This window comes from Marinobacter sp. UBA2688 (genome assembly GCF_002352785.1).
Taxonomy (GTDB): domain Bacteria; phylum Pseudomonadota; class Gammaproteobacteria; order Pseudomonadales; family Oleiphilaceae; genus Marinobacter; species Marinobacter salarius.
The window spans coordinates 36194-59694 of sequence record NZ_DELU01000031.1; the positions used below are offsets into that span (position 1 = coordinate 36194).

Annotated in this window: 20 protein-coding genes; 5 read left to right on the forward strand and 15 right to left on the reverse strand. The window is 57.8% G+C overall.

Annotated features, from left to right (window positions below; all coding sequences use genetic code 11):
• Positions 1–10 precede the first annotated feature (10 nt).
• Positions 11–1012, reverse strand: a complete 1002-nt coding sequence (locus B3M52_RS19290) for a glutathione S-transferase family protein (RefSeq protein ID WP_286750028.1) — start codon at positions 1010–1012, stop codon at positions 11–13.
• A 163-nt stretch (positions 1013–1175) separates the two neighbouring features.
• Between B3M52_RS19290 and B3M52_RS19295 the strand changes: the two genes are divergently transcribed.
• Together B3M52_RS19295 and B3M52_RS19300 are read left to right on the forward strand one after the other, a co-directional pair.
• Positions 1176–2087 carry a LysR substrate-binding domain-containing protein gene (locus B3M52_RS19295; protein ID WP_286750029.1) on the forward strand — a complete coding sequence of 304 codons (912 nt, stop codon included), beginning with the start codon at positions 1176–1178 and terminating at the stop codon, positions 2085–2087.
• 121 nt (positions 2088–2208) lie between these two features.
• On the forward strand, positions 2209–3735 hold the full coding sequence (locus tag B3M52_RS19300) for a WS/DGAT/MGAT family O-acyltransferase (RefSeq protein ID WP_286750030.1): 1527 nt from the start codon (positions 2209–2211) through the stop codon (positions 3733–3735).
• Positions 3736–3784: 49 nt separating this feature from the next.
• Here the strand turns inward: B3M52_RS19300 and B3M52_RS19305 are convergent, their stop codons facing one another.
• The gene (locus tag B3M52_RS19305) at positions 3785–4468 is read right to left on the reverse strand and encodes a DUF2057 family protein (protein ID WP_286750031.1); all 684 of its coding nucleotides are present in this window, start codon (positions 4466–4468) and stop codon (positions 3785–3787) included.
• A gap of 270 nt (positions 4469–4738) precedes the next feature.
• On the opposite strand from B3M52_RS19305, the gene B3M52_RS19310 reads away from it, so the two are divergent.
• Positions 4739–4942, forward strand: a complete 204-nt coding sequence (locus tag B3M52_RS19310; RefSeq protein WP_027830997.1) for a DUF6316 family protein — start codon at positions 4739–4741, stop codon at positions 4940–4942.
• Between the two features lie 31 nt (positions 4943–4973).
• On the opposite strand, the gene B3M52_RS19315 is transcribed toward B3M52_RS19310, so the two are convergent.
• The 8 genes from B3M52_RS19315 to glyA form a co-directional block, all read right to left on the reverse strand.
• Positions 4974–5501: a phosphatidylglycerophosphatase A family protein gene (locus B3M52_RS19315; protein WP_286750032.1), complete on the reverse strand. Its 528-nt coding sequence runs from the start codon at positions 5499–5501 to the stop codon at positions 4974–4976.
• A 3-nt stretch (positions 5502–5504) separates the two neighbouring features.
• Positions 5505–6455, reverse strand: a complete 951-nt coding sequence (thiL, locus tag B3M52_RS19320) for a thiamine-phosphate kinase (RefSeq protein WP_286750033.1) — start codon at positions 6453–6455, stop codon at positions 5505–5507.
• A gap of 3 nt (positions 6456–6458) precedes the next feature.
• Positions 6459–6935, reverse strand: coding sequence for a transcription antitermination factor NusB (nusB, locus tag B3M52_RS19325; protein WP_286750034.1), 477 nt, complete (start codon positions 6933–6935; stop codon positions 6459–6461).
• Positions 6935–7411, reverse strand: coding sequence for a 6,7-dimethyl-8-ribityllumazine synthase (gene ribE, locus B3M52_RS19330; RefSeq protein ID WP_286750035.1), 477 nt, complete (start codon positions 7409–7411; stop codon positions 6935–6937). The genes nusB and ribE overlap by 1 nt, the downstream gene beginning before the upstream one ends.
• A 55-nt stretch (positions 7412–7466) precedes the next feature.
• A complete protein-coding gene (gene ribBA / locus B3M52_RS19335) occupies positions 7467–8582 on the reverse strand; it encodes a bifunctional 3,4-dihydroxy-2-butanone-4-phosphate synthase/GTP cyclohydrolase II (protein ID WP_007155555.1) in 1116 nt (371 codons plus the stop codon).
• Positions 8583–8650: 68 nt separating this feature from the next.
• The gene (gene ribD / locus B3M52_RS19340; protein ID WP_036203617.1) at positions 8651–9766 is read right to left on the reverse strand and encodes a bifunctional diaminohydroxyphosphoribosylaminopyrimidine deaminase/5-amino-6-(5-phosphoribosylamino)uracil reductase RibD; all 1116 of its coding nucleotides are present in this window, start codon (positions 9764–9766) and stop codon (positions 8651–8653) included.
• Entirely contained in the window at positions 9763–10281 is a 519-nt protein-coding gene (nrdR, locus tag B3M52_RS19345; RefSeq protein WP_007155557.1) for a transcriptional regulator NrdR, read from the reverse strand. The genes ribD and nrdR overlap by 4 nt, the downstream gene beginning before the upstream one ends.
• A 66-nt stretch (positions 10282–10347) precedes the next feature.
• A complete protein-coding gene (glyA, locus tag B3M52_RS19350) occupies positions 10348–11604 on the reverse strand; it encodes a serine hydroxymethyltransferase (protein WP_036203614.1) in 1257 nt (418 codons plus the stop codon).
• Positions 11605–11970: 366 nt separating this feature from the next.
• On the opposite strand from glyA, the gene ettA reads away from it, so the two are divergent.
• Together ettA and radA are read left to right on the forward strand one after the other, a co-directional pair.
• Entirely contained in the window at positions 11971–13632 is a 1662-nt protein-coding gene (ettA, locus tag B3M52_RS19355; protein ID WP_036203610.1) for an energy-dependent translational throttle protein EttA, read from the forward strand.
• Entirely contained in the window at positions 13632–15011 is a 1380-nt protein-coding gene (gene radA, locus B3M52_RS19360; RefSeq protein ID WP_036203607.1) for a DNA repair protein RadA, read from the forward strand. Before ettA ends, radA begins: the two co-directional genes overlap by 1 nt.
• Positions 15012–15189: 178 nt before the next feature.
• Here radA and B3M52_RS19365 read toward each other — a convergent pair whose 3' ends face one another.
• From B3M52_RS19365 to B3M52_RS19385, 5 genes are all read right to left on the reverse strand, one after another.
• A complete protein-coding gene (locus B3M52_RS19365) occupies positions 15190–15558 on the reverse strand; it encodes a PilZ domain-containing protein (RefSeq protein WP_036203604.1) in 369 nt (122 codons plus the stop codon).
• 237 nt (positions 15559–15795) lie between these two features.
• Positions 15796–16866 (reverse strand): uroporphyrinogen decarboxylase, encoded by a 1071-nt coding sequence (gene hemE / locus B3M52_RS19370; protein ID WP_075195670.1) that lies wholly within the window; start codon positions 16864–16866, stop codon positions 15796–15798.
• A 122-nt stretch (positions 16867–16988) separates the two neighbouring features.
• Positions 16989–18407, reverse strand: coding sequence for a glutamate synthase subunit beta (locus B3M52_RS19375; protein ID WP_286750038.1), 1419 nt, complete (start codon positions 18405–18407; stop codon positions 16989–16991).
• 71 nt (positions 18408–18478) lie between these two features.
• The gene (gene gltB / locus B3M52_RS19380) at positions 18479–22927 is read right to left on the reverse strand and encodes a glutamate synthase large subunit (RefSeq protein ID WP_036203599.1); all 4449 of its coding nucleotides are present in this window, start codon (positions 22925–22927) and stop codon (positions 18479–18481) included.
• A gap of 255 nt (positions 22928–23182) precedes the next feature.
• On the reverse strand, positions 23183–23501 hold a 319-nt coding region (locus B3M52_RS19385; RefSeq protein WP_286750039.1), incomplete at its 5' end, for an SPOR domain-containing protein.

The window sequence follows — 23501 nt, forward strand, 5'->3', positions numbered from 1 at the left end:
AGGAACACCCTTAGCCCTCGAAACCAGGCCCCAGCGCTTCCCGGTTGTGGGCCGATGTGAAATCCAGCCCTGGCCCCACCGGCACAATCTGCGTCGGATTGACCGTGCGCTGACTGACGTAGTAATGCCGCTTGATCTGCCGAATATCCACCGTATCCGCCACGCCAGGCACTTGATACAGATCCCGCAGGTACCTGGAGAGCGCCGGAAAGTCCGCAATTCGCTGACGATTGCATTTGAAGTGGCTGAAATACACTGCGTCGAACCGAATCAACGTGGTAAACAACCGCCAATCCGCCTCAGTCAACCGATTGCCAGCCAGATAACGCTGCCCTGAAAGGCGATCCTCCAACCAATCAAGAGACTCAAACAACGCCGCATACGCCTCTTCATATTTATCCTGGGCCGTCGCAAATCCGGCCTTATAAACGCCATTGTTCACCGTGTGATAAACCCGTTCGTTCACCTCATCGATCTCACCGTGAAGTTCTTCAGGGTGAAAATCCAGATCACTCCGAACGCCATCCAGCCCATCGAATGCCGAGTTAAACATGCGAATAATATCCGCCGATTCATTACTGACAATTGTCTGCTTTTGTTTGTCCCACAGCGTCGGCACCGTCACCCGCCCGGAATAATCGGACGCCGCTTTCAGATACACCTCGTACATGAAGCGCTTGCCATTGGCCGAGTCCCGATGCGCCTCTTCATCCGGCCGGAACTCCCAGCCACTCTCAAGCATATCCGGATGCACAACCGACACCGAGATATGCTTCTCCAGCCCCTTCAGTGCCCGGAAAATCAACGTTCGATGGGCCCAGGGACACGCCATCGACACATACAGGTGATACCGGCCCGACTCCGCTGTAAAGCCACCTTCCCCAGCGGGCCCCGGCGAGCCATCCGCCGTGACCCAGTTCCGGAACCGGGCGGCCTCACGCTCAAACTTGCCGCCGGTTTTCGAGGTGTCGTACCACTGATCATGCCATTTGCCGTCGACGAGAAGTCCCATAACCCTATACTCCTGAACCTGATGTTTTGAGAAGGCGGCTGCGATCTGACTCCGAGCCTTCAAATTTCTGAACAAGCCTTAAATCTTTAACAGGAAGAATACCGGCCACCCTGCTACGCTCTCAAACAATCAATTCTGGCCAACACATTCAGATAATTCGAACATGCACACAGCCATCACCATAGACGCCCTCAAAGTCCTCGATGCCATCGACCGCAAAGGCAGCTTCGCTGGCGCAGCCAACGAACTCTTCCGCGTTCCTTCGGCAATCAGCTACACCGTCCAGAAACTCGAAGAAGACCTCAACGTCGCCATCTTCGACCGCACCGGCCACCGAGCAGCCCTCACCCCAGCCGGTCGCTATCTGCTGGAAGAGGGCCGCACCCTGCTGGAAGCTGCTGAAAACCTGGCCCACACTACCCGCCAGGTGGCACAGGGCTGGGAAACCCGCCTGCGAATCGGATTCAACTCCCTGCTACCGGCCGAATGCCTGTTTCCCGCCGTAAAAGAGTTTTACGAACTCGGCGTGCCGGTGGAGGTGCAACTGGTGGAAGAAGTCTTCGCCGGCTCCTGGGATGCGCTGCAAAGCCGACGAATTGATCTGGTTGTTGGCGCCGACCAGATGAGCAAACCTGCAGGGTCTTTCACCACAAAACCGCTGGGAAACATGACGTTTGTCTACGCAGTCGCACCAGACCACCCTCTGACAAGGGCCTCTCAGTCTCTAAGGGAGGAGGATATTGCTCGCTTCCCCGCAGCAGTAGCCGCAGACACTTCCCGCTCCTTGCCCCCTGGCCACGCCGGCATATTCCGCCGTCAGCGAACCGTGACCGTTGCCAATATCGACCAGAAGATCGCCGTGCAAAAAACCGGCCTTGCGGTCGGATGGCTTCCGGAAGCACGCGTACGCGACCAGCTAGCAGATGGCAGCCTGAAAGCGCTCAGGGTTCATGAGCCCAGACAGGCCATCCAGCTTCATCTGGCCCGCCACGCTGAGGATCAGGGCAAGGCACTGATGTGGTTCTGGGAAAAGCTCGGAGACTCACCAGACATTGCCGCCTGGCTACAACCCTGAATGACAGCCAAAAATAGTCCTGACTTCACAACACAGGCCTCCCGGGCAAAACAGCCAACAGAATAGCGGCACAGTCGTTTATACTGCCCCCACGCAAGAACCTGTGAACGGAGCTCAAACCATGCGGCAGCTGTCGGAGCTGGATGCCTCATTCCTGTACCTGGAGTCCGAAACCGCCCCCATGCACATTGGCGGCATCTATCTTTTCGATGCCCGGGAGCGCGACAAACCCCTGGCCTTCAGCACCTTTGTCGCTTATCTGCGAAGCCGGCTTCATGTGGTCCCCCTCTTCCGCCAGCGCCTGAAGGAAATACCCCTGCGGCTGGGGCGTCCCTACTGGATTGACGATCCAGACTTCAGTATCGAGCGGCACTTGGCTTATGTGAACCTCGGCAACCACGGCAAAGTCGATAGCCTGATGGGACTGGCCTCGCGAATTCTGGAAGAACCGCTCAAACGGGATCGCCCGTTATGGCACATCACTTTTGTCGACGGATTCCAACTCGACGACGATGCAGACAGCAAAAGTTTCGCGCTCATCGTAAAACTGCATCATGCCGCCATTGACGCGTTCAGTGGCGAGGAAATCATTGGCAAACTTCTGGAATACTCACCAAAAGCGAGAGCGATAGAAACACCGCGCCCCTGGTACCCGCAGCCGGAACCGTCGGAAGAAAGGGTTATTCTCCAGACCGGTGCAAACCTGCTGCGCAAACCCTTGCAAGTGACGTCCCTCGCCATAAGTGCCGCCGAAGCCACTGCTCGCGGGCTCATACAAAAACAGATGCGAAAACTGCCATTGCCGTTCCCCCTGTTTTCCGCGCCTCACAGTCCGTTTAACCGCCAGATTACCGCCAACCGCAAGATCGTTTCGGCCAGCCTGGATCTGTCCCGGCTAAAGGCCATCAAGGCGGCACTCGGTGATGTAACCCTGAACGACGTCGTCCTCGGCCTGTGCGCTGAAACATTAAGCCGCTACTTGGCCAGGAGTGACGCCACAACGGAACGCTCGCTGGTAGCGATGACACCGATTTCCGTGCGGTCAAGCAGCCTTCGTAAGGCCACCGGCAACCAGATGTCCGCCATGTTACTGGATCTGGCCACCACCGAGCCCAATCCGGCCGAACGAATTCGGCGGATACACTGGAATGCGGTGGAATCCGAGCCCTACCGTGAAGCCATTGCAGCAGACAGGCTGACAGAACTCCTACCCTCCACCATGCTGGCACTCTCCGCGAGACTGTATTCCGAACTGCAGATTGCGCAACGGTATCAGCCGGTATTCAACCTTCCGATCACCAACGTACCCGGGCCGCAGGTACCGCTGTACTTACAAGGTTCACGGTTGGTGAGGCAGTTCAACTCCGCCCCGCTGTTCGACAGCATGGGATTGGTGATTGTCGCAGTGAGCTATCAGGGCAGTCTGACGATCAATTTCACCCTGTGCCCCGACGTAGTGGCTGATGGCGACTCACTGCCGGAACTGCTTGAAAGCAGCCTGAAATCGATCGAATCGGCGGCCGAGACTCTGCCACCGTATGAAGAAGACGCGCGCGAGCACCCTGACAGTCATCCTACTCTGACTGACGAGGCACTGAACATCATGGAAGGTGTTCTACGGAGAACGTTCAGGCGATTTCGCAACTGAACGACAGTGACGAGCGGCAGACAGAGTCGCCGCCCATCAGGATTGCATATTACTCGAAGGCCCAACGCAGGAACGCCCGCCTCTCTTCCTCATTGGCCTGACCCCAAAGCGACTTGAGCTCACCCAGGGTACTCACTGAGTCGGCGCTCGCGCCTCCGACACTTTCTTCTTTGCCACCAGAGCCGACGGGTGCCCTTGCAGCAGTTCGGGTGCCGGCAGGCTGGCCATCCCAGGCGCTGGCGGTGGCTACAACATTACCGGACCCATCAACCACATCAGCAGTGAAATTGTTGGCGAACGCCTCGGCATCGCTCTTGTTGGCGGGAGGCTCGAAACTGAAACGGTAGGTATCACCCGGTTGTGCGTTGATCATCACGGCCTGGGGCGCTGTTTCAACGACGTGCACTTTGGATTCGCCATTACGGACCACGCCACTCTTGGCCCAGATCGTCTTATAGGTAAACACAACCTGATTTTCGCCCGGTAAAAGCTCGTAATTCAGGGCCAGGTCATCCATTAGAAAGTTACCGAGTTTGCGACCATTCACCTGCTGCACCCGGATTTCGCCCGGGGATTCAAGAACGGCGGCCTGTGAGGAATCCACAGCGTCACCCTCCCAGGTTTGGACGTTGCTCATGGTAGAGCTGCATCCCGCGAGCAAAGCCACGGCAACAAGGGCCATTGCACCGAATCGTACTTTCTTGAAAAAGACTAAAACGTGATAGATACTCATGCTATATCCTTGTGCTGTTCGCCAGCGTCCACTGGCGGATAATCACTTGTGGTTGAAAGGCATTTTGAAGAGTGGCCGAGCCGAGGGCAAGACATGCAGCCTGTTTACAGTAACCCGATGACACTCCGGTTACGAAGAAGGCATCAAGTCTACCCAAAAAATGTAAAAAAATGTTGAATTCGGCAGGAATTGATTTAATTTTAAACAGTCAGAGAATTGAAATAGCGCCCACCCGGTGTCACAAATGCACCGAAGGGCTCAGGAGACAACATGGATACCCAACGTCGGTCCGGAGAAAACGGCCCCGCACCGTTCCGAAGCAGTCGGTTCTTCTGCGTCGGGAGCAAGTGGTATTTCACTACCCGGGAGGGCTTCGACAGCGGTCCCTTTGCCTCCCGACAACGCGCAGAAACCGGCCTCAGACGTTTCCTGCATGTTGTGCGACTTCTTCCGGAAGAGCAACAGGTCCACTGATCTGGACGGTCCTCCCGTCTCAGAACGATGTTCAGACAATGATCGGCATCAACCACCGGTCGATGGCGAGCAGGCACAGTAATGCCATGAAACCCGCCACGACATCGTCCACCATGATACCCAGCCCGCCCGGCAAATACTCATCCAACCAACTGATGGGCCAGGGCTTGAGCACGTCGAAAAGCCGGAACAATGTGAAGGCCATCAGAACGCCGTAAATGTTGTCCGGGAAAAGCCCCAGCGCAATCCACATGCCCACAAATTCGTCCCAGACGATGCCCCCATGGTCATGAACCTTGAGATCTTCTGCCGTCTTGCCACACAGCCAGATCCCAACCACGAAGGCCAGCAGGACAATCGCCCAGTAAGCGACGGGCGGCAACCAGGCAAAACAGAACCAGAGGGGAATCGCCGCGAGACTGCCCCAGGTACCAGGCGCCCTGGCAGCGGTACCACTGCCAAATCCAAACGCCAACAGGTGGACCGGATTACGAAGAAACCCTGGCGGCAGTAGTGCTTCAGTGAACTCCGGTTCCTGGAGGTTATTGTCGCTGCTCATGAATCAGTTCCTGAAATGATCGTACCCTCCCGCTGAGAGGTTCTCGATATGATCCCCCCAGTCAATGGTTACACCCTCCCCGGCAACGACCTTGCCAATAACGGTCAACTCACGCCGGACATCCTCGGGGAGAATAGACCAAACCTGTGGAGGCAGCGTAACGCATAACTCGTAATCGTCTCCGGCATTCAATGCCAGGCCAGCAGCAGACTGGCCCACAAGGCGCTCCAGGTGTTGCGACAGTGGCAGCCGACTCGCATCGATACTGGCCGCAACTCCAGAGGCCTCGAGGATATGCCCCAGGTCTGCCACCAGGCCGTCAGATACATCCACGGCTGCAGTGGCGTACCCACGCAGAGCGGCTCCAAGTGCAAGCCTGGGCTCAGGGAAGTGGTATCTTCGCAGGACCGACTGCGCATCCGACCCGGGATCATCCCTTTCAAGATAGCCCAATGCCGCTCCGGCCTCTCCCAGCGTTCCGGAAACACAGATGTAGTCCCCCACTTGTGCGCCAGACCTCAGGATGGCCTCACCTTTCGGTACCGTACCATGAACCTGCATGCTCAGGGTCAGCGGGCCTCGCGTAGTGTCGCCGCCAGCGAGCGACAGGCCAAAATGTCTGGCAGCGCTTGCCAGTCCGCACGCATAGGCGCTCAGCCAGTCCGGGTCTGCATCGGGAAGCGTTAACGCGAGAGTAAAACAAACCGGATCGGCCCCCATGGCGGCAAGATCACTCGCGGCCACGGCAAGGCTTCTCCAACCGAGCTTTTCGGGGTCATAGCGATAGGGAAAATGCACGCCCTCAACCAGGGCGTCCACAGAAAAAACCAGGTCCAGGCCTGACCCAACACGCTGAATGGCGCAGTCATCACCGGGCCCCAGCACAACCGCGGAGGCGTTTCCGACCTCGGCAATGGGGAAGAAATAACGGCGGATCAGCTCGAATTCACCCATCGCTCAGCGGGGACGGGTCTCGGCCAGTCTCAGGCGTTGACTGAGCTTGTCCAGAAGGCTGTTGACGAACTTATGGCCTTCGGTACCACCAAACCTCTTGGCCATCTCGATGCCTTCGTTGATCACCACTTTGTATGGAACGTCCAGTCGATGTTTGAGCTCGTACGCACCCAGGCGCACGATCGCCAGTTCGATGGCATCCACCTCATGGATCGGGCGATCCAGGAATGGCTCCAACAGACGATCCAACTCAGCCTGCTCCCGGTGAACGCCCCTGAGGAGATCGCGAAAATAGGCCGCATCCACTTTCGACATGTCATTGTCGACGATGAATTCGGATTCGATATCGGTGATCGAGCTCTTGCTGAAGTGGCGCTGGTAAAGGCCTTGCATCGCAAGCGCCCGAGCCCTGCGCCTATCGCCTGCCTTAGGTTGGCCCGCGGGGGCCGGTTGCGCGGCACTGTCTTCCGATGCGCTCATTATTCACCCAGCTTTTTGAAGAGGCTGACCATTTCCAGGGCCGTAATCGCTGCTTCGGCGCCTTTGTTACCGGCCTTGGTACCAGCACGCTCGATTGCCTGCTCGATGGAGTCGACCGTCAGCACGCCAAACGTCACCGGCACGTCGGTTTCGAGGCTAACCGCACCCAAACCACTGGAGGCTTCGCCTGCCACGTAGTCGAAATGTGGTGTGCCACCCCGAATAACCGCACCCAGTGCAATGATCGCGTCGTGGTTGCCGGTTTCCGCCACACGCTTGACCGCCAGCGGCATCTCATAGGCGCCGGGAACCCGCACAATCGTGATATCGGAATCGGCGATACCATGACGACGCAGGGTATCAACCGCACCCTCCACCAGGCTCTCAACCACAAAACCGTTGAAACGGCCGACGACCAACGCGTACTTACCACTGCAGTGAGTGAAATCGCCTTCTATTACTTTAATATCTGCCATGCATGGCTCCTTCATTGGCAACCCCGTCGTTACGATACGGGGCTGCCGGGGTTCATTATTCGGGTGTGTAGGGCACGTATTCCACGACTTCCAGCTCGAATCCGGAAATGGCCGAAAACTTGATGGGCGGACTCAGAAGGCGCATTTTGCCAACACCGAGATCCCTCAGAATCTGTGAGCCGGTACCAACGGTAAAATAGACACCGGAGCTGCCCTTACCCGCGGACTTTTTATCCTGCTCGAAAAATTCGTGGATACGATCTTCAAGATTGTAGCTGTCTTCGGCGCTATTGAGCAGGACAACGACGCCGCGACCTTCACTCGCCACCTTCTCCAGAGCATGATGCAATGGCCAGCTACGGGAATCTGCGCGGCGGGCACCGAGCAGGTCACGCAGAGTATCGGTGATGTGCACACGCACCAGCACCGGGTCCTCGGCCGCAATATCCCCCATCACCATGGCCAGATGGGTGGAACCCTGGATATTGTCGCGATAGGTGCGCAAGTTGAATACACCGTACTCGGTATCCAGGTCGTACTGCTCAACGCACTCAATGGTGCGCTCGTTCAATGTCCGATAGTGGATCAGATCCGCAATCGTGCCGATCTTCAGGTCGTGAGTTTCGGCAAATTTTTCCAGATCTTCACGGCGGGCCATGGACCCATCGTCGTTCATGATTTCGCAGATCACGCCAGCGGGCTCGCAGCCGGCGAGGGCTGCCAGATCACAGGATGCTTCGGTATGGCCGGCTCGGCTGAGCACCCCGCCCGGGTCCGACATCAGCGGAAAAATATGTCCCGGCTGAACCAGATCCGACGCTTTTGCATCGCGGGCAACAGCAGCCTGGACAGTTCGCGCACGGTCGGCGGCAGAGATACCCGTCGTTACGCCTTCAGTCGCTTCAATGGACAGGGTGAACTTGGTGCCAAAACCCGATGCATTCTGCTGCACCATCAACGGCAGGCCAAGCTGTTCGCAACGATGGCGCGTCATCGGCATGCAAATCAGCCCACGACCGAAGCGGGCCATGAAGTTGATAGCCTCTGGCGTACAATGCTCTGCGGCCATCACCAGGTCACCTTCGTTTTCCCGGTCCTCATCGTCCATCAGGATAACCATCTTGCCCTGACGGATATCGTCGATAATGTCTTTAATGCTGTTCAGTGCCATACCGTATTTGCATCCTGTTGGTCTGTCCGCCCGAGTGTCGGTGCCGGCAGCCATGAATTTAGTAACCGTTACCCCGGCGCGAGGATCAATCGCTGGTCCTCGCCCAGCTGACGGCGATCCAGCACTTTCCATTGCACCTTGTCCGCCATGGATTCCAGTGGCAGATTGGCCGTTGGCCGGCCAGTGCTGCCCAGGAACACCGGCGCCTGGTAGAGCCATAGCTCATCTACCAGACGCTCGCTGATAAATGTACCGGCCAGCGTTGGGCCAGCTTCCACCAACAGTTCGTTGATGCCCAACTCCCCCAGTGAGTCGAGCAACTCGCGAACATCAATTCCATTATCCTTCCAGGCCACACCCGTCAGGCCCACGCCCAACGCGGCAAGGTCCTGTGCCGGTGCGGTTGCCAGTGTTGGGGAGGCGCAATACACCTGGACATTGCCACCCTGCAGGATCGTAGCGCCCGGGGGCGTACGCGCGTCCCGGTCCGCGATCACGCGCAGGGGCTGGCGGGACGGCTCCGTGGCGTCACCAATGTCACCCAATTCAGTCCGACGAACGGTCAGTGAAGGATTGTCAGCGAGAACCGTCCCCACCCCTGTCAGAATGGCATCGCTGATGGCCCTGAGACGCTGGACATCGCGGCGGGACTCCGAGCCGGTAATCCACTGACTTTCGCCGGAGGCCATGGCCGTCCTGCCGTCAAGGCTCGCAGCCATTTTAAGCCGAACATAGGGCCTGCCAACGTTCATTCGCTTCATGAACCCGGGATTCAATCGCACGGCCTCTTCCGCCAGTAGGCCTTCCGTTACACGAATGCCTGCCTCTCGGAGCATATCCAGGCCGCGACCGGATACCGAGGGATTGGGATCCTTGGTCGCCGCAAACACATGGGCGATGCCCGCTTCTATCAGCGCTTTGGCACAAGGCGGTGTACGGCCAAAATGACTGCAGGGCTCCAGCGTGACATAGGCCGTTGCGCCACGGGCATCCGGCCCAGCCAGGCTGAGCGCGCGCGCTTCTGCGTGAGCCTCGCCTGCTCGCTCATGCCAGCCTTCGCCCAAAATCTTGCTGCCTCGGGCGATGACGCACCCCACCCGCGGGTTGGGATGCGTCGAATAGCGACCACGCCAGGCAAGCTGCACCGCCCGTGCCATAAACGCCGTGTCCTGAGCGTCGATCATGCCTGCCCTTCGGAAGAATGGTTATCCGCCAGGGCCTTGGCTACATCCACCGGGTCTTCGCCCGAGGTCGCTGAAAGGCGCTCGATCTCTTCCTTGAACTCGTTGACGTCCTGAAAGCTGCGGTACACAGACGCGAAGCGCACGTAGGCCACTTTGTCCAATTGACGCAACTCCGTCATCACTTCTTCACCGAGTTGCATGGACTTGACTTCACGCTCGCCGGTCGCCCGCAACCGGAATCGAATGCGATTCAGTGCCGCCTCAATTTCCTCGATGCTCACCGGACGCTTCTCCAGGGCTTTCATCAGACCGGCCCGGAGCTTTTCCTCATCGAAAGGCTGACGGGTGCCGTCCTGCTTGACCACTCGAGGCATCACAAGCTCAGCCGACTCGAACGTTGTAAAACGCTCACGGCAGGACAGACACTCCCTGCGGCGACGCACCTGATCACCCTCGGCCACCAGCCGGGAGTCGATTACCTTGGTATCCGCTTCACCACAGAAAGGACAATGCATACTCAGAAGCTCCTGCAAACCATCGGGCCAGGCAACAAGGCCTGCCCGAGGGCGCAATCAGGCTATTTAGCCGGCGTAAACCGGGAACCGCGAACACAGGCCTTCAACCTGCTCACGAACCCGGTCATTAACGGATTCATCTTCCAGGCTATCCAGGATATCGCACATCCAGCCAGCCAGATCACGACACTCGGACTCCCCGAAACCACGAGTGGTCACCGCGGGCGTACCGATGCGCAGGCCGGAGGTTACGAACGGCGAACGCGGATCGTTAGGTACTGCGTTCTTGTTCACGGTGATGTGCGCTCGGCCCAGGGCTGCGTCTGCATCCTTACCGGTGATGTCCTGCTTGATCAGGCTGACCAGGAACAGGTGATTCTCTGTACCACCGGAAATCACATCGAATCCGCGGGAGACAAACACCTCAGCCATGGCCTTGGCATTCTTGATCACCTGTTTCTGATACACCTTGAACTCGTCGCTCATGGCTTCCTTGAAACAAATCGCCTTGGCAGCAATAACGTGCATCAAGGGGCCGCCCTGGCCGCCAGGGAATACAGCGGAGTTAAGTTTCTTCTGCAAGTCGGCATCGTCACAGGCCAGGATCAAACCACCACGGGGGCCACGCAGGGTCTTATGGGTAGTCGTCGCAACCACGTGGGCATGAGGTATCGGGTCTGGATAAACACCAGCAGCCACGAGACCTGCCACGTGGGCCATGTCCACAAACAGGTAGGCGCCAACCTTATCGGCAATCGCGCGGAATCGGGCAAAGTCCAGCTCCTGGGAGTAGGCTGAGAAACCGGCGATGATCATCTTGGGTTTGTGCTCAACGGCAAGGCTTTCCACCTCATCGTAATCGATCAGCCCCGTGTCCGGGTTCAGGCCATACTGGACGGCGTTGTAGATCTTGCCGGAGAAGTTGACGCTGGCACCATGGGTCAGGTGCCCACCATGGGCCAGGCTCATGCCCAGAACCGTATCACCCGGCTTGAGCAGCGCCATGAATACGGCAGAGTTGGCCTGTGAGCCGGAATGCGGCTGCACATTGGCGTAGGCAGCACCAAACAGTTCTTTGGCCCGGCTGATGGCCAGGTCCTCGGCGATGTCGACAAACTCACAGCCGCCGTAATAACGTTTGCCGGGATAGCCTTCGGCATACTTGTTGGTCAGCGCACTACCCTGGGCTTCCATCACCCGGGGACTGGTATAGTTCTCAGACGCGATCAGCTCGATATGAGCCTCCTGGCGTTTCTCTTCCGCCTGAATGGCGTTCCAGAGCTCGTCGTCAAAACCGGCGATTTTCATATCACGATTAAACATGGATGCGCTGCCCCTATGTGCTTAGCTGCCCGAAAAAATGGGCCGCTATTCTATCTTACAAATGGGTAAAAAATCACCCTTTATGCCGTCCGCAGATACCGACACGCCGCCGCCTGCGCTTTTTGCTCAATTGCTATCCCCGGTTGGTTTCGATACCTTACTCGGTCAATATTCATTGGTTGCGGCTACTAGCTATTGGCGTTACGGCCATCGGTCAGGGCGATCCGGGATACGCTGTGAATACGTCCCTGTACGCTCGACAAAGTCATCCTTGATTTTGACGATCCCGGACCGCCCTGACCGACGGCCTTAGTCAGACACCATCAGTAATTCCAACACTTACACTCGCAAGAAGGATTCCGACACATGGCGCAATACGTATACACCATGAACCGCGTGGGCAAGGTGGTTCCGCCCAAGCGTGAAATCCTCAAAGACATTTCCCTGAGCTTTTTCCCAGGCGCGAAAATCGGCGTACTGGGCCTGAACGGCGCTGGTAAATCTACGTTGCTACGTATTATGGCCGGTATCGACCAGGATTACATTGGTGAGGCCCGCCCCCAACCCGGCATCAACGTCGGCTACCTGCCCCAGGAACCGGAACTGGACGACGCCAAGACCGTCAAGGAAATTGTCGATGAGGCGGTCTCGGGCGTCCATGACGCACTGGCGGAGCTGGATCAGGTCTATGCCGCCTATGCCGAGCCGGATGCCGACTTTGATGCCCTCGCCAAGAAACAGGGCGAACTGGAAGCCTTTATACAGGCTTCCGACGGCCACGATATTGAGCGCAAGATGGAAGTGGCTGCCGATGCCCTTCGCCTGCCGGCCTGGGACGCCATGGTGAAAAACCTCTCCGGCGGTGAGCGCCGCCGCGTGGCGCTGTGCCGTCTGCTGCTGTCCAGCCCGGACATGCTATTGCTGGACGAGCCCACCAACCACCTGGATGCCGAATCTGTAGCCTGGCTGGAACGCTTCCTGCACGACTACACCGGCACAGTGGTTGCCATCACCCACGACCGCTACTTCCTGGACAACGTGGCCGGCTGGATTCTGGAACTGGACCGCGGCCAGGGCATTCCGTTTGAAGGCAATTACAGCCAGTGGCTGGAAAACAAGGAAAAGCGCCTGGAAGTTGAAGCCAAACAGGAAGCGTCTCGCCAGAAGACCATCAAGCACGAGCTGGAATGGGTGCGCAGCAACGCCAAAGGCCGTCAGTCCAAGAGCAAGGCCCGCCTGGCCCGCTTCGAGGAAATGAGCTCCCAGGAATTCCAGAAGCGCAACGAAACCAACGAACTATACATCCCACCAGGCCCTCGCCTGGGTGACAAGGTGATTGAGATCGATGGCATCAGCAAGTCCTTCGATGACCGCCTGCTCTACGAAGACGTCTCGCTCAGCGTTCCTCCGGGAGCGATCGTTGGCATCATCGGCGGCAACGGCGCGGGCAAGTCCACGCTGTTCCGGATGATCGGCGACTACGACAAGCCCGATTCCGGCACCATTACCGTCGGTGAAACCGTAAAACTGGCCTACGTGGACCAGATGCGGGACCTGAACGGCGACAACACCGTCTGGGAGGAGCTCAGCGACGGCAACGATATTATCAAGATCGGTAACTACGAAACCCCGTCGCGAGCCTATGTAGGTCGTTTCAACTTCAAGGGCTCCGACCAGCAGAAGCGTGTGGCCGACTTGTCGGGCGGTGAACGCAACCGCCTGCACCTGGCGAAACTGCTCAAGGAAGGTGGCAACGTGCTGCTGTTGGACGAACCGACCAACGATCTCGACGTGGAAACCCTGCGTGCCCTGGAGGAAGCCCTGCTCAACTTCCCAGGCTCCGCTTTGGTGATCTCGCACGACCGCTGGTTCCTGGACCGTGTGGCCACTCACATCCTGGCGTTTGAGGACGATGGTGAAGTGGTCTACTTCGAAGGCAACTTCAGCGAATACGATGAGGATCACAAGAAGCGGAAGGGTGACTCTGCCATGGTGCCCCAGCGCATGAAGTATAAGAAGCTGGCCTGATGGCAAAAGCAAAAACCGCCTATGTCTGCTCCGAATGCGGTGCGGATTATTCAAAGTGGCAGGGGCAATGCACCGCCTGCCAGGCCTGGAATACGATCAGCGAGGTCCGCGGCATCAGTGGCGGCAACGCCAAGGGTGCCCGCGGCGCCCGCTTTGAGGGCTTTGCGGGCAGTCTCTCAGAGGTAAAAAGCCTGGACGACGTCAGCCTTGCCGAACAGCCGCGCATCAGCTCCGGCATGCAGGAGTTTGACCGCGTTCTGGGCGGCGGGCTTGTGGAAGGTTCCGCCATCCTGATGGGCGGCCATCCTGGCGCTGGTAAGAGCACCCTCTTGCTTCAGGCGGTCTGCCACCTGGCGTCCAGCGTTCCAGCCCTGTACGTCACAGGCGAGGAATCGCTGCAACAGGTCGCCATGCGCGCCAAGCGCCTGGGGCTGCCCACCAAAGACCTGAAGATGCTCTCGGAAACGAGTGTCGAGCGGGTCATGCAGGTTGCCGAGGCTGAAAAGCCGCGCATTCTGGTGGTGGACAGTATCCAGGTTATGCATGTCGCCGAGTCGGAATCCGCTCCGGGCAGTGTCTCCCAAGTTCGCGAAAGCGCAGCTTACCTGACCCGCTTTGCCAAGCAGACCGGCACCATTCTATTCCTGGTGGGCCACGTTACCAAGGATGGCAGCCTGGCTGGGCCGAAAGTACTGGAGCATATGATCGACTGCTCCATCCTGCTGGAAGGCTCCAGCGATAGCCGTTACCGCACCCTGAGGGGCATCAAGAACCGCTTTGGCGCGGTTAACGAACTGGGCGTGTTTGCGATGCTGGAACAGGGCCTGAAGGAAGTGAAGAACCCCAGTGCCATCTTCCTGAACCGCGGCGAGGAGGCAGCTCCCGGCAGCGTGGTGATGGTGGTCTGGGAAGGCACTCGGCCTATGCTGGTGGAGATTCAGGCGCTGGTGGATATGGCCCAGGGGGGATATCCGAGACGCGTTGCTGTGGGCCTGGATCAGAACCGGCTGGCGATGCTGCTGGCGGTGCTGCATCGCCATGGTGGCATGCATGTGTCGGATCAGGATGTGTTTGTGAATGTGGTGGGCGGCGTGAAGGTTAACGAGACCAGTGCGGATTTGGCGCTGCTTGCGGCCATCGTGTCGTCCTTCCGCGACCGTGCCCTGCCCCAGGATCTGGTGATCTTCGGTGAGGTTGGCCTTTCTGGTGAGATTCGGCCGGTGCCCAGTGGCCAGGAACGCATTTACGAAGCTGCCAAGCACGGGTTTACCCGCGCTTTGGTGCCTAAGTCTAATGCGCCTCGTAAGGCTATTGAGGGGATGAAGGTTATTCCCGTGACCAAGCTTAGTGATGCGTTGTCGGCTTTGGAGGAGCTTTGAGACTTGGTTTCTAGCCTGGTTTTTTGGTGCCGGGCAGGATTGGAAGGGCCTTTCCAAAAAACGCTTCAAGCACATCCATGTGCGCTTGGGCTCCGCCATCCATGGCTCCGCACATTTTTGGAAAGGCCCTTCCAATCCTGCCTACCAGCTTCGCAGTTACCTCCGGAAATCCCTAGCCTCAATCAATCAGGTGTGCAAACTCCCTCTCCAATAACGCTTGGTCCCCCAGATTCAGTTCCACCAGGCGTTTTAGGTGGGTCGCACTTTCAAGATCGATATATTGGCATTTGAACCCCAACCGCTCTTCCTCAATGTGCCGTAACTCCACCGCCATCACGATCCCGGTTTCGTGATCGTCGAGATGGATGATCACTTCGCAAGGCTGCTTCAGCGGAACCCTCCACTCCAACGGCCGCTTTACCAGTACGCCCTTCAGTGAAATATCCAACACCTCACTCACCCACACTTCGTCCTGCCAATGCAGTTCGCATTCGGCATCGAAGGAGATTCTGTGGAAGCGGCGTTTTTCGGGGGCTTTGGTTGGCAAGGGTTACTCCTGTTAACCGGTCTCGTCTGTTATGACTATAGACCGCACAGAAGCTTCTATCTAGCGCTAACACCAAACAGAGGCTCTGCGGAGCGTTAACGCAGAAGTCGGACAGAGGGCGGTTGTTGGGGCTTTCCAAAACCGTGGAGCGCCAGGGATGGCGCGACCGAGCCCTACATGGACGTATTTACGGGCGTGTTTTGGAAAGCCCCAATAACCGCCCGCTACTCCCAACCATCAGTCTTGCAGGTGATACTCCGGACTCAGCTCAGTCACCGCACGGATAAACGCCCCGGCGTGCTCCGGATCAACGTCCGGGGTAATGCCGTGCCCGAGGTTGAAGATATGGCCCGGGCCGGTGCCGTAGCGGGACAGGATATCGGCCACTTCCTGGCGAATCCGCTCCGGCGGCGCGTAAAGCATGGCCGGATCCATGTTGCCCTGCAGGGCAACCTGATCGCCAATGCGAGCACGGGCTTTGCCGATATCCGTTGTCCAATCCAGACCGACCGCGTCAGCACCGGATTCCGCTATCGACTCCAGCCACTGGCCGCCATTCTTTGTGAACAGGATAACGGGTACGCGACGCCCGTCGTTCTCTCGAATCAGGCCGGCGACGATTTTTTTCATGTAGTTGAGGGAAAACTCCTGATACGCCCAACTACTCAGCACGCCGCCCCAGGTATCGAAGATCTGGACCGCCTGGGCGCCGGCTCGAATCTGTCCGTTCAGGTAATCAATCACCGAGTCCGCCAAATGGTCCAGCAACTGATGCATTACCTCCGGCTGGCCGTACATCAGCTTCTTGGCCTCGCGGAAGTCCTTGGAGGAGCCCCCTTCAATCATGTAGGTGGCGAGCGTCCAAGGGCTACCAGAGAAGCCGATCAGCGGAACGCTGCCATTAAGTGCGCCACGTATGGTGGACACGGCATTCATCACGTAATCCAGGTCTACTTCCGCATTGAGTTTGGGCAACGCGGCTACGTCGGCAGCGGAGCGGACAGTGTTACGGAATTTCGGGCCCTCCCCAGTTTCGAAGTACAGGCCAAGCCCCAGCGCATCAGGAATGGTGAGGATGTCTGAAAACAGGATGGCAGCGTCCAGCGGGAACCGCTCCAACGGCTGTAACGTCACTTCACAGGCCAGCGGTGTGTTTTTGCACAGACTGAGAAAGTCTCCGGCTTTGGCCCGAGTCGCTCGGTATTCCGGCAGGTATCGACCTGCCTGGCGCATCATCCACACTGGCGTGCGATCAACGGGCTGACGCATCAGCGCACGCAGGAAACGGTCATTTTTCAGCTCGGTCATAGCATTCCCAGTCTGCTGTCTGTCAAAGTTTAGGAGGGCAATGATACCCGGTTTGTGGCAATAAAAAAGGGCGGCCCGCCGTCTGCAAGCCGCCCTTCCAACCCGGATGAAACCGGGGGCTGTCAGATATCCAGGTAATCCATGATACCTTCCGCCGCCTGGCGACCCTCCCAGATAGCCGTTACGACCAGATCCGAACCACGGACCATATCGCCACCGGCAAATATCTTGGGATTGCTGGTCTGGAAGCCGAACTCCACTTCCTCCGGAGCGCTGACACGGCCAGAGTCGTCGGTGTTTACCTTCAACTCGTCAAACCAGTCGGCCGGGCTCGGACGGAATCCGAAGGCCACCAGAACTGCATCGGCCGGAATCACTTCCTCACTGCCAGCGACCACTTCCGGACGACGGCGGCCGTTTTCGTCGGGCTCGCCGAGGCGAGTCTGAACCACCTTGACTCCCTCAACCCGGTCTTCGCCAATAATGGCGATCGGTTGACGGTTGAACATGAACTTAACGCCTTCTTCCTTGGCGTTGGACACTTCCCGGCGCGAGCCCGGCATGTTCTGTTCGTCACGACGGTAGGCACAGGTAACACTCGCTGCCTGTTGACGAATCGAGGTGCGGTTACAGTCCATGGCGGTATCGCCGCCGCCGAGCACAACCACTCGCTTGCCTTTCATATCGATAAAATCGTCGGCGTCTTTCTCAAACCCAAGACGACGATTCACATTCGAGACCAGGAAGGGCAGTGCATCATGAACGCCTGGCAGATCTTCGCCCGGGAAACCGCCTTTCATGTAGGTGTAGGTTCCCATCCCCATAAAGACAGCGTCGTACTCCTCGAGGATGTCGGCCATCATCACGTCCTTGCCCACCTCCGTGGACAGACGGAACTCCACTCCCATTTCCTCGAACACTTTGCGGCGACGGGTCATGACCGACTTCTCAAGCTTAAACTCGGGGATCCCGAAGGTCAGAAGGCCGCCAATTTCCGGGTAAATATCAAACACCACCGGCTTTACACCGTTGCGCACCAGGACGTCAGCACAGCCAAGGCCGGCCGGACCAGCACCGATCACTGCCACTTTTTTGTCGGTCCATTTGACGGCGGACATATCCGGCTTCCAGCCCAGAGCAAAGGCTGTATCGGTAATGTATTTTTCCACCGACCCGATGGTTACTGCGCCATAGCCGTCGTTCAGGGTACAGGCCCCTTCACACAGACGATCTTGGGGGCAAACGCGGCCACAGACTTCCGGCAGGGAGTTGGTCTGGTGACAGAGCTCAACTGCCCTCATGATGTTGCCTTCCGACACCAGCTTCAGCCAGTTCGGGATGTAGTTGTGTACCGGGCACTTCCACTCACAATACGGATTGCCGCATTCCAGGCAACGGTGCGATTGCGACGCGGCATTATCCTGGGTGAATGGATGGTAAATTTCACCAAACTCTTTTCTGCGCTTCTTTGCCGGTACTTTTTTCGGGTCGACACGCCCTACTTCGACAAACTGGAAGTCGTTACTCAGTCGTTCTTTCATTGTGACGCTCTCATCAGACTCAATTTCGACGCGGGCACTGCAGCAATGCCCTCTACCTGTTTCAACCGCCTTTACTCGGGACGCGCCCGGGTGCTGGCCAGCAGGCTGCGAAGGTTCGCCGCCTTGGGTTTGACCAGCCAGAAGCGGCCAATGTAGTCATCGAAATTGTCAAGAATATGCTCTGCCCACTCGCTCGCGGTTTCAGAAATATGCTCGCGGACCACACCGCGCAGGTGATTACGGTAGGACTCCATTTCCTCGCTGGATATCCGCTGAATCTCGACCAACTCATGGTTGTACTTGTCCACGAAGGTGTTGTTCAAGTCCAGCACGTAGGCAAAACCACCCGTCATGCCAGCACCGAAGTTGTGACCGGTGCTGCCAAGAACTGTGACCAAACCACCCGTCATGTATTCGCAGCAGTGATCGCCCACACCTTCTATCACCGCATGGGCGCCGGAGTTACGAACACCGAAGCGTTCACCGGCGGTGCCAGCGGCAAACAGTTTGCCACCGGTTGCACCATAGAGGCAGGTGTTACCTACGATCGAGGTATCCTGGGTTTTAAAGTCGCTTCCGGACGGTGGCCGAATCACCAACTTGCCACCGGTCATGCCTTTGCCGACATAGTCGTTGGCATCGCCTTCCAGAAGCAGGTTGAGACCGCCCACGTTCCAGACACCGAAGCTCTGGCCGGCGGTGCCAGTCAGATCCAGAGTGATGGGCGCCGAGACCATGCCCTGGTTGCCGTGCAACTGGGCAATCTCTCCGGACAGGCGAGCACCAATCGACCGGTCACAGTTGGTAACCCTGTAGGACCAGGTACCACCAGCCTTGCTGGCTATCGCATCCGCTGTGTCTTTCACCATCTGCTCGGCAAGCTTGCCTTCATCAAACGGATGATTGCGCTCCACCTGACAGGTGTTGGGCTTGTCCGCCGGAATGTGGTCGTTAGACAACAGACGCGTCAGATCCAGCTTCTTCTGGCGCGGGGTGTCGCCGGGCAGACGCTCCAGCAGATCAACACGCCCTACTAGTTCTTCCAGGTTGCGAACGCCCAGCTTGGCCATCCACTCTCGGGTCTCGGTCGCAACGAACCGGAAGAAGTTCATCGCCATTTCAACGGTGCCTTTGAAGTGTTCTTCCCGCAGGTGCTCGTTTTGGGTCGCGACGCCGGTGGCACAGTTGTTCAGGTGACAGATACGCAGATACTTACAACCCAGAGCCACCATTGGCGTGGTGCCGAAACCGAAGCTTTCAGCGCCCAGAATAGCGCCCTTGACCACATCCAGACCGGTCTTGATACCGCCGTCCGTCTGCAAGCGGATCTTGCCCCTCAGGTCGTTAGCGCGCAGCGCTTGCTGGGTTTCACTCAGGCCCAGTTCCCAGGGCGAGCCGGCGTAACGGATGGAGGTTAGCGGGCTGGCCGCTGTACCACCGTCGTAGCCCGAAACCGTGATCAGATCGGCATAGGCTTTGGCCACACCAGCAGCGATGGTGCCTACACCAGGCTCCGACACCAGTTTTACAGACACCAGTGCGCTCGGGTTAACTTGCTTGAGATCGAAAATCAGCTGCGCCAGATCCTCGATCGAATAAATATCGTGGTGCGGTGGTGGCGAAATCAGCGTCACACCGGGCACTGAGTAGCGCAGGCGGGCAATCAGGTCATTGACCTTGCCACCGGGTAGCTGACCGCCCTCACCGGGCTTGGCACCCTGGGCCACCTTGATCTGCATGACATCGGCACTGCGCAGGTACTCAGCGGTGACGCCGAAGCGGCCAGACGCCACCTGTTTGATCTTGGAACGTTTCTCCGTGCCATAACGGGCCGGATCTTCCCCGCCTTCACCGGAGTTGGAGCGACCACCCAAGGTGTTCATTGCTACCGCCAGGGCTTCGTGAGCCTCCGGAGACAACGCACCCAAGGACATGGCCGCCGAGTCGAAGCGCGGGAAGATATTCTCCACTGGCTCCACCTCGGACAGATCAATCGCCTTGATATCCTTGCGGAACCCAAGAAGGTCCCTAAGCGTGGACACCGGGCGCTCGTTTACCAGCCCGGCGTACTCCATGTACTGCCCGTAATCACCACTGGTCACGGCTTCCTGGAGCTTACCCACTACATCCGGGTTGAAAGCGTGGTACTCCTGACCGTGGACATACTTCAACAGGCCACCCTGGGTGATGGGCTTGCGATGCTTCCAGGCCACCGCCGCCAGCTGTTCCTGATCCTGCTGGAAATCAAAGAAACCGGCGCCCTGGATACGGCTGGGAACACCTTTGAAACACAGGTCCACCACATCATCTGCCAGGCCAATCGCCTCAAATAGCTGCGCCCCCCGGTAGGAGGTGATGGTGGAGATCCCCATCTTGGACAGGATCTTCAGCAGGCCCTTGTTGACACCCTTGCGATAGTTGTTCTTCGCATCAATGGGGTCCATCATCAGTTCGCCGGTGCGAATCAGGTCGTTAAGCACCTGGTAGGCCAAGTACGGATAGACCGCCGTAGCGCCAAAGCCAAACAACACAGCAAACTGGTGCGGGTCTCGGGCCCAACCGGTTTCAACCAGGATGTTGGAGTCACACCGGAGGCCTTTCTTGACCAGGTGATGGTGAACGGCGCCCGTTGCCATCATGGCATTGACCGGCAGCTCCCCCTCTTTCAGATCCTTGTCGGTCAGGATCAGGATCACCTTGCCGCTGCGGACTGCCTGCTCAGCCTCGTCGCACACGTTACGCACAGCTTGTTCAAGCCCCATTTCCGGGCTGTAGCTCATGTTGATCCGAGCAACTTCGAATCCGGGCCGATCATTGTTGGCGATCTTCAGGTACTTGGCCGGCGAGAGCACCGGTGTTGTCAGGATGATGCGGTTAGCGTGCTCCGGCGTTTCCTCGAACACGTTACGCTCCGCGCCAATACACGTCTCCAGGGACATCACGATGGACTCCCGAAGCGGATCGATGGCCGGGTTGGTCACCTGGGCAAATTTCTGACGGAAGTAGTCAGCCACGTGCCTGACACGGCTCGAGAGCACGGCCATGGGCGTATCGTCCCCCATCGACCCTACTGCTTCCTGGCCGTTCTCAGCCAGAGGGCGCAGAACCTGGTCACGCTCCTCGTAGGAGACCATGAACATTTTCTGGTGTATATGGAGCTCGTCGGACTGCATCAGCTTGAAGTCAGGTGTGTCCTGATTCAGCGTGGTTTCAACCCGCAGGGAGTTCTCCCGCAGCCAGCGCTTGTAGGGCTGGGCCGACTTCAGGCGATTATCCACGTCTTTCGTATGCAGGACTTCGCCGGACTCGGTATCAATAGCAAGCATTTGCCCCGGACCGACACGTCCCTTGGCCACCACGTCTTCGGGCTTATAGTCGTAAGTACCGATCTCGGACGCCAGGGTAATGAAGTCGTCTTTGGTGATTACCCAACGAGCCGGGCGAAGTCCGTTCCGATCCAGCATACAGACGGCGTAGCGACCGTCGGAGAGAACCAGGCCGGCTGGACCATCCCACGGTTCCATATGCATGGAGTTGTACTCATAGAATGCCCGCAACTCGGAATCCATGGTATCCACATTCTGCCAGGCAGGCGGGATCATCATTCTCACGGCACGGAACAGGTCGACACCACCGGCCAGCAGTACTTCCAGCATATTGTCCATGCTGGAGGAATCTGAGCCCGTCAGGTTAACCAGCGGCTGCAGCGTCTGTAGGTCTGGCAGTTCCGGTGCGCTGAATTTGGCGGCACGGGCAATCGCCCAGTTACGGTTGCCGTCAACGGTATTGATCTCGCCATTGTGGGCGAGATAGCGGAACGGCTGCGCCAGCGGCCAACGCGGCATGGTGTTTGTGGAAAAGCGCTGGTGGAAGACACAGATAGCGGTCTGCAGGTCCGGATCGCCCAGATCCTTGTAGAAGTTCGCCAGGTCCGCCGGCATCATCAGGCCCTTGTAGGCCAATGTTCGGTGAGACAGGCTACAGATATAGAATTCGGAGTCATCGGCCATGTCCCGCTCAGCGTGGCGGCGCCCAACAAACAGCGAGATGGCGAATTCCTGCTCGGTTTTACCGGCGGGAACCACAAACACCTGCTCAATCCAGGGCAAACAGTCAAGCGCCATCGGCCCAAGGCAGCTGTCGTCCGTTGGCACCTTCCGCCAACCCATGATTTCCAGGCCCTGCTCTGCGAGGCGCTTTTCCACGGCAGCACGGCCGGCAGCGGCCTTGTTCTCGTCCGGGTTAAGGAATACCTGGCCCACAGCGAACAGCTCTTCAGGCTCCTTGCCAAATTCCGCTTTGGCGGCCTTGCGCAAAAAGGCATCCGGGCTCTGGATCAGGAGGCCACAACCATCGCCGGTCTTTCCGTCTGCAGCGATACCACCACGGTGGGTCATGCAGGTCAGTGACTCGATGGCAGTTTGCAACAACTTGTGGCTGGCCTCGCCCTTCATATGGGCGATCAGACCGAAGCCGCAGTTGTCCCTGAATTCGTCGGGATGATACAAACCTGTCATCATAAGCGTTCTCTCGCGTAGAAATGCTTTTCAATCAAAGGGTTATTTGCATACAGACAATAAACTCACCCTTCGACACTGAAAATGGGGGCTGGCTATTTTACACGCGTAGAAATACGTACTCAAACCAAAGCGTTTTTATTTTAGGGGGCAAGCACGTTCAATACGAATGCTGCGCCAGACAGCGCACACCATAAAACAGAGAGTCAGGTTATTGTTTTTATAGAATAAAACACGAAAAAAGGCAGGCACAGAAAATCAGAAATCGCGTGATTGCCTGATCCAGGGAGACTGGTCCCGCAGGGCCTGGGGAAGACGCTCAACTGCTTTTCGGGCCTCATCACGCGAGGAAAACTCGCCGTAGAAGCCAACAAACCAGTCCTGCCCCTGCCTTTGGGTCTGGGTGTAGAGTATACCGGAAATGGATTCGTACTGATCCATCAGATTCAGCACCGTTTGTTCCTGATTCCCGGCAATTAACTGAACTGTCCAGCCTTCACGCGCCCTTACGCTCTCAAGATCCACAAATGCAGATGGACGGGAGGGAGAGAAACCGGGCTCTGGCTCTGGCTCTGGC

What these genes read in the sequence shown, in the direction of transcription:
- B3M52_RS19290 (WP_286750028.1), bottom strand. Translation starts at nt 1,012, where the DNA reads ATGGGACTTCTCGTCGACGGCAAATGGCATGATCAGTGGTACGACACC.
- B3M52_RS19295 (WP_286750029.1), top strand. Translation starts at nt 1,176, where the DNA reads ATGCACACAGCCATCACCATAGACGCCCTCAAAGTCCTCGATGCCATC.
- B3M52_RS19300 (WP_286750030.1), top strand. Translation starts at nt 2,209, where the DNA reads ATGCGGCAGCTGTCGGAGCTGGATGCCTCATTCCTGTACCTGGAGTCC.
- B3M52_RS19305 (WP_286750031.1), bottom strand. Translation starts at nt 4,468, where the DNA reads ATGAGTATCTATCACGTTTTAGTCTTTTTCAAGAAAGTACGATTCGGT.
- B3M52_RS19310 (WP_027830997.1), top strand. Translation starts at nt 4,739, where the DNA reads ATGGATACCCAACGTCGGTCCGGAGAAAACGGCCCCGCACCGTTCCGA.
- B3M52_RS19315 (WP_286750032.1), bottom strand. Translation starts at nt 5,501, where the DNA reads ATGAGCAGCGACAATAACCTCCAGGAACCGGAGTTCACTGAAGCACTA.
- thiL (WP_286750033.1), bottom strand. Translation starts at nt 6,455, where the DNA reads ATGGGTGAATTCGAGCTGATCCGCCGTTATTTCTTCCCCATTGCCGAG.
- nusB (WP_286750034.1), bottom strand. Translation starts at nt 6,935, where the DNA reads ATGAGCGCATCGGAAGACAGTGCCGCGCAACCGGCCCCCGCGGGCCAA.
- ribE (WP_286750035.1), bottom strand. Translation starts at nt 7,411, where the DNA reads ATGGCAGATATTAAAGTAATAGAAGGCGATTTCACTCACTGCAGTGGT.
- ribBA (WP_007155555.1), bottom strand. Translation starts at nt 8,582, where the DNA reads ATGGCACTGAACAGCATTAAAGACATTATCGACGATATCCGTCAGGGC.
- ribD (WP_036203617.1), bottom strand. Translation starts at nt 9,766, where the DNA reads ATGATCGACGCTCAGGACACGGCGTTTATGGCACGGGCGGTGCAGCTT.
- nrdR (WP_007155557.1), bottom strand. Translation starts at nt 10,281, where the DNA reads ATGCATTGTCCTTTCTGTGGTGAAGCGGATACCAAGGTAATCGACTCC.
- glyA (WP_036203614.1), bottom strand. Translation starts at nt 11,604, where the DNA reads ATGTTTAATCGTGATATGAAAATCGCCGGTTTTGACGACGAGCTCTGG.
- ettA (WP_036203610.1), top strand. Translation starts at nt 11,971, where the DNA reads ATGGCGCAATACGTATACACCATGAACCGCGTGGGCAAGGTGGTTCCG.
- radA (WP_036203607.1), top strand. Translation starts at nt 13,632, where the DNA reads ATGGCAAAAGCAAAAACCGCCTATGTCTGCTCCGAATGCGGTGCGGAT.
- hemE (WP_075195670.1), bottom strand. Translation starts at nt 16,866, where the DNA reads ATGACCGAGCTGAAAAATGACCGTTTCCTGCGTGCGCTGATGCGTCAG.
- B3M52_RS19375 (WP_286750038.1), bottom strand. Translation starts at nt 18,407, where the DNA reads ATGAAAGAACGACTGAGTAACGACTTCCAGTTTGTCGAAGTAGGGCGT.
- gltB (WP_036203599.1), bottom strand. Translation starts at nt 22,927, where the DNA reads ATGATGACAGGTTTGTATCATCCCGACGAATTCAGGGACAACTGCGGC.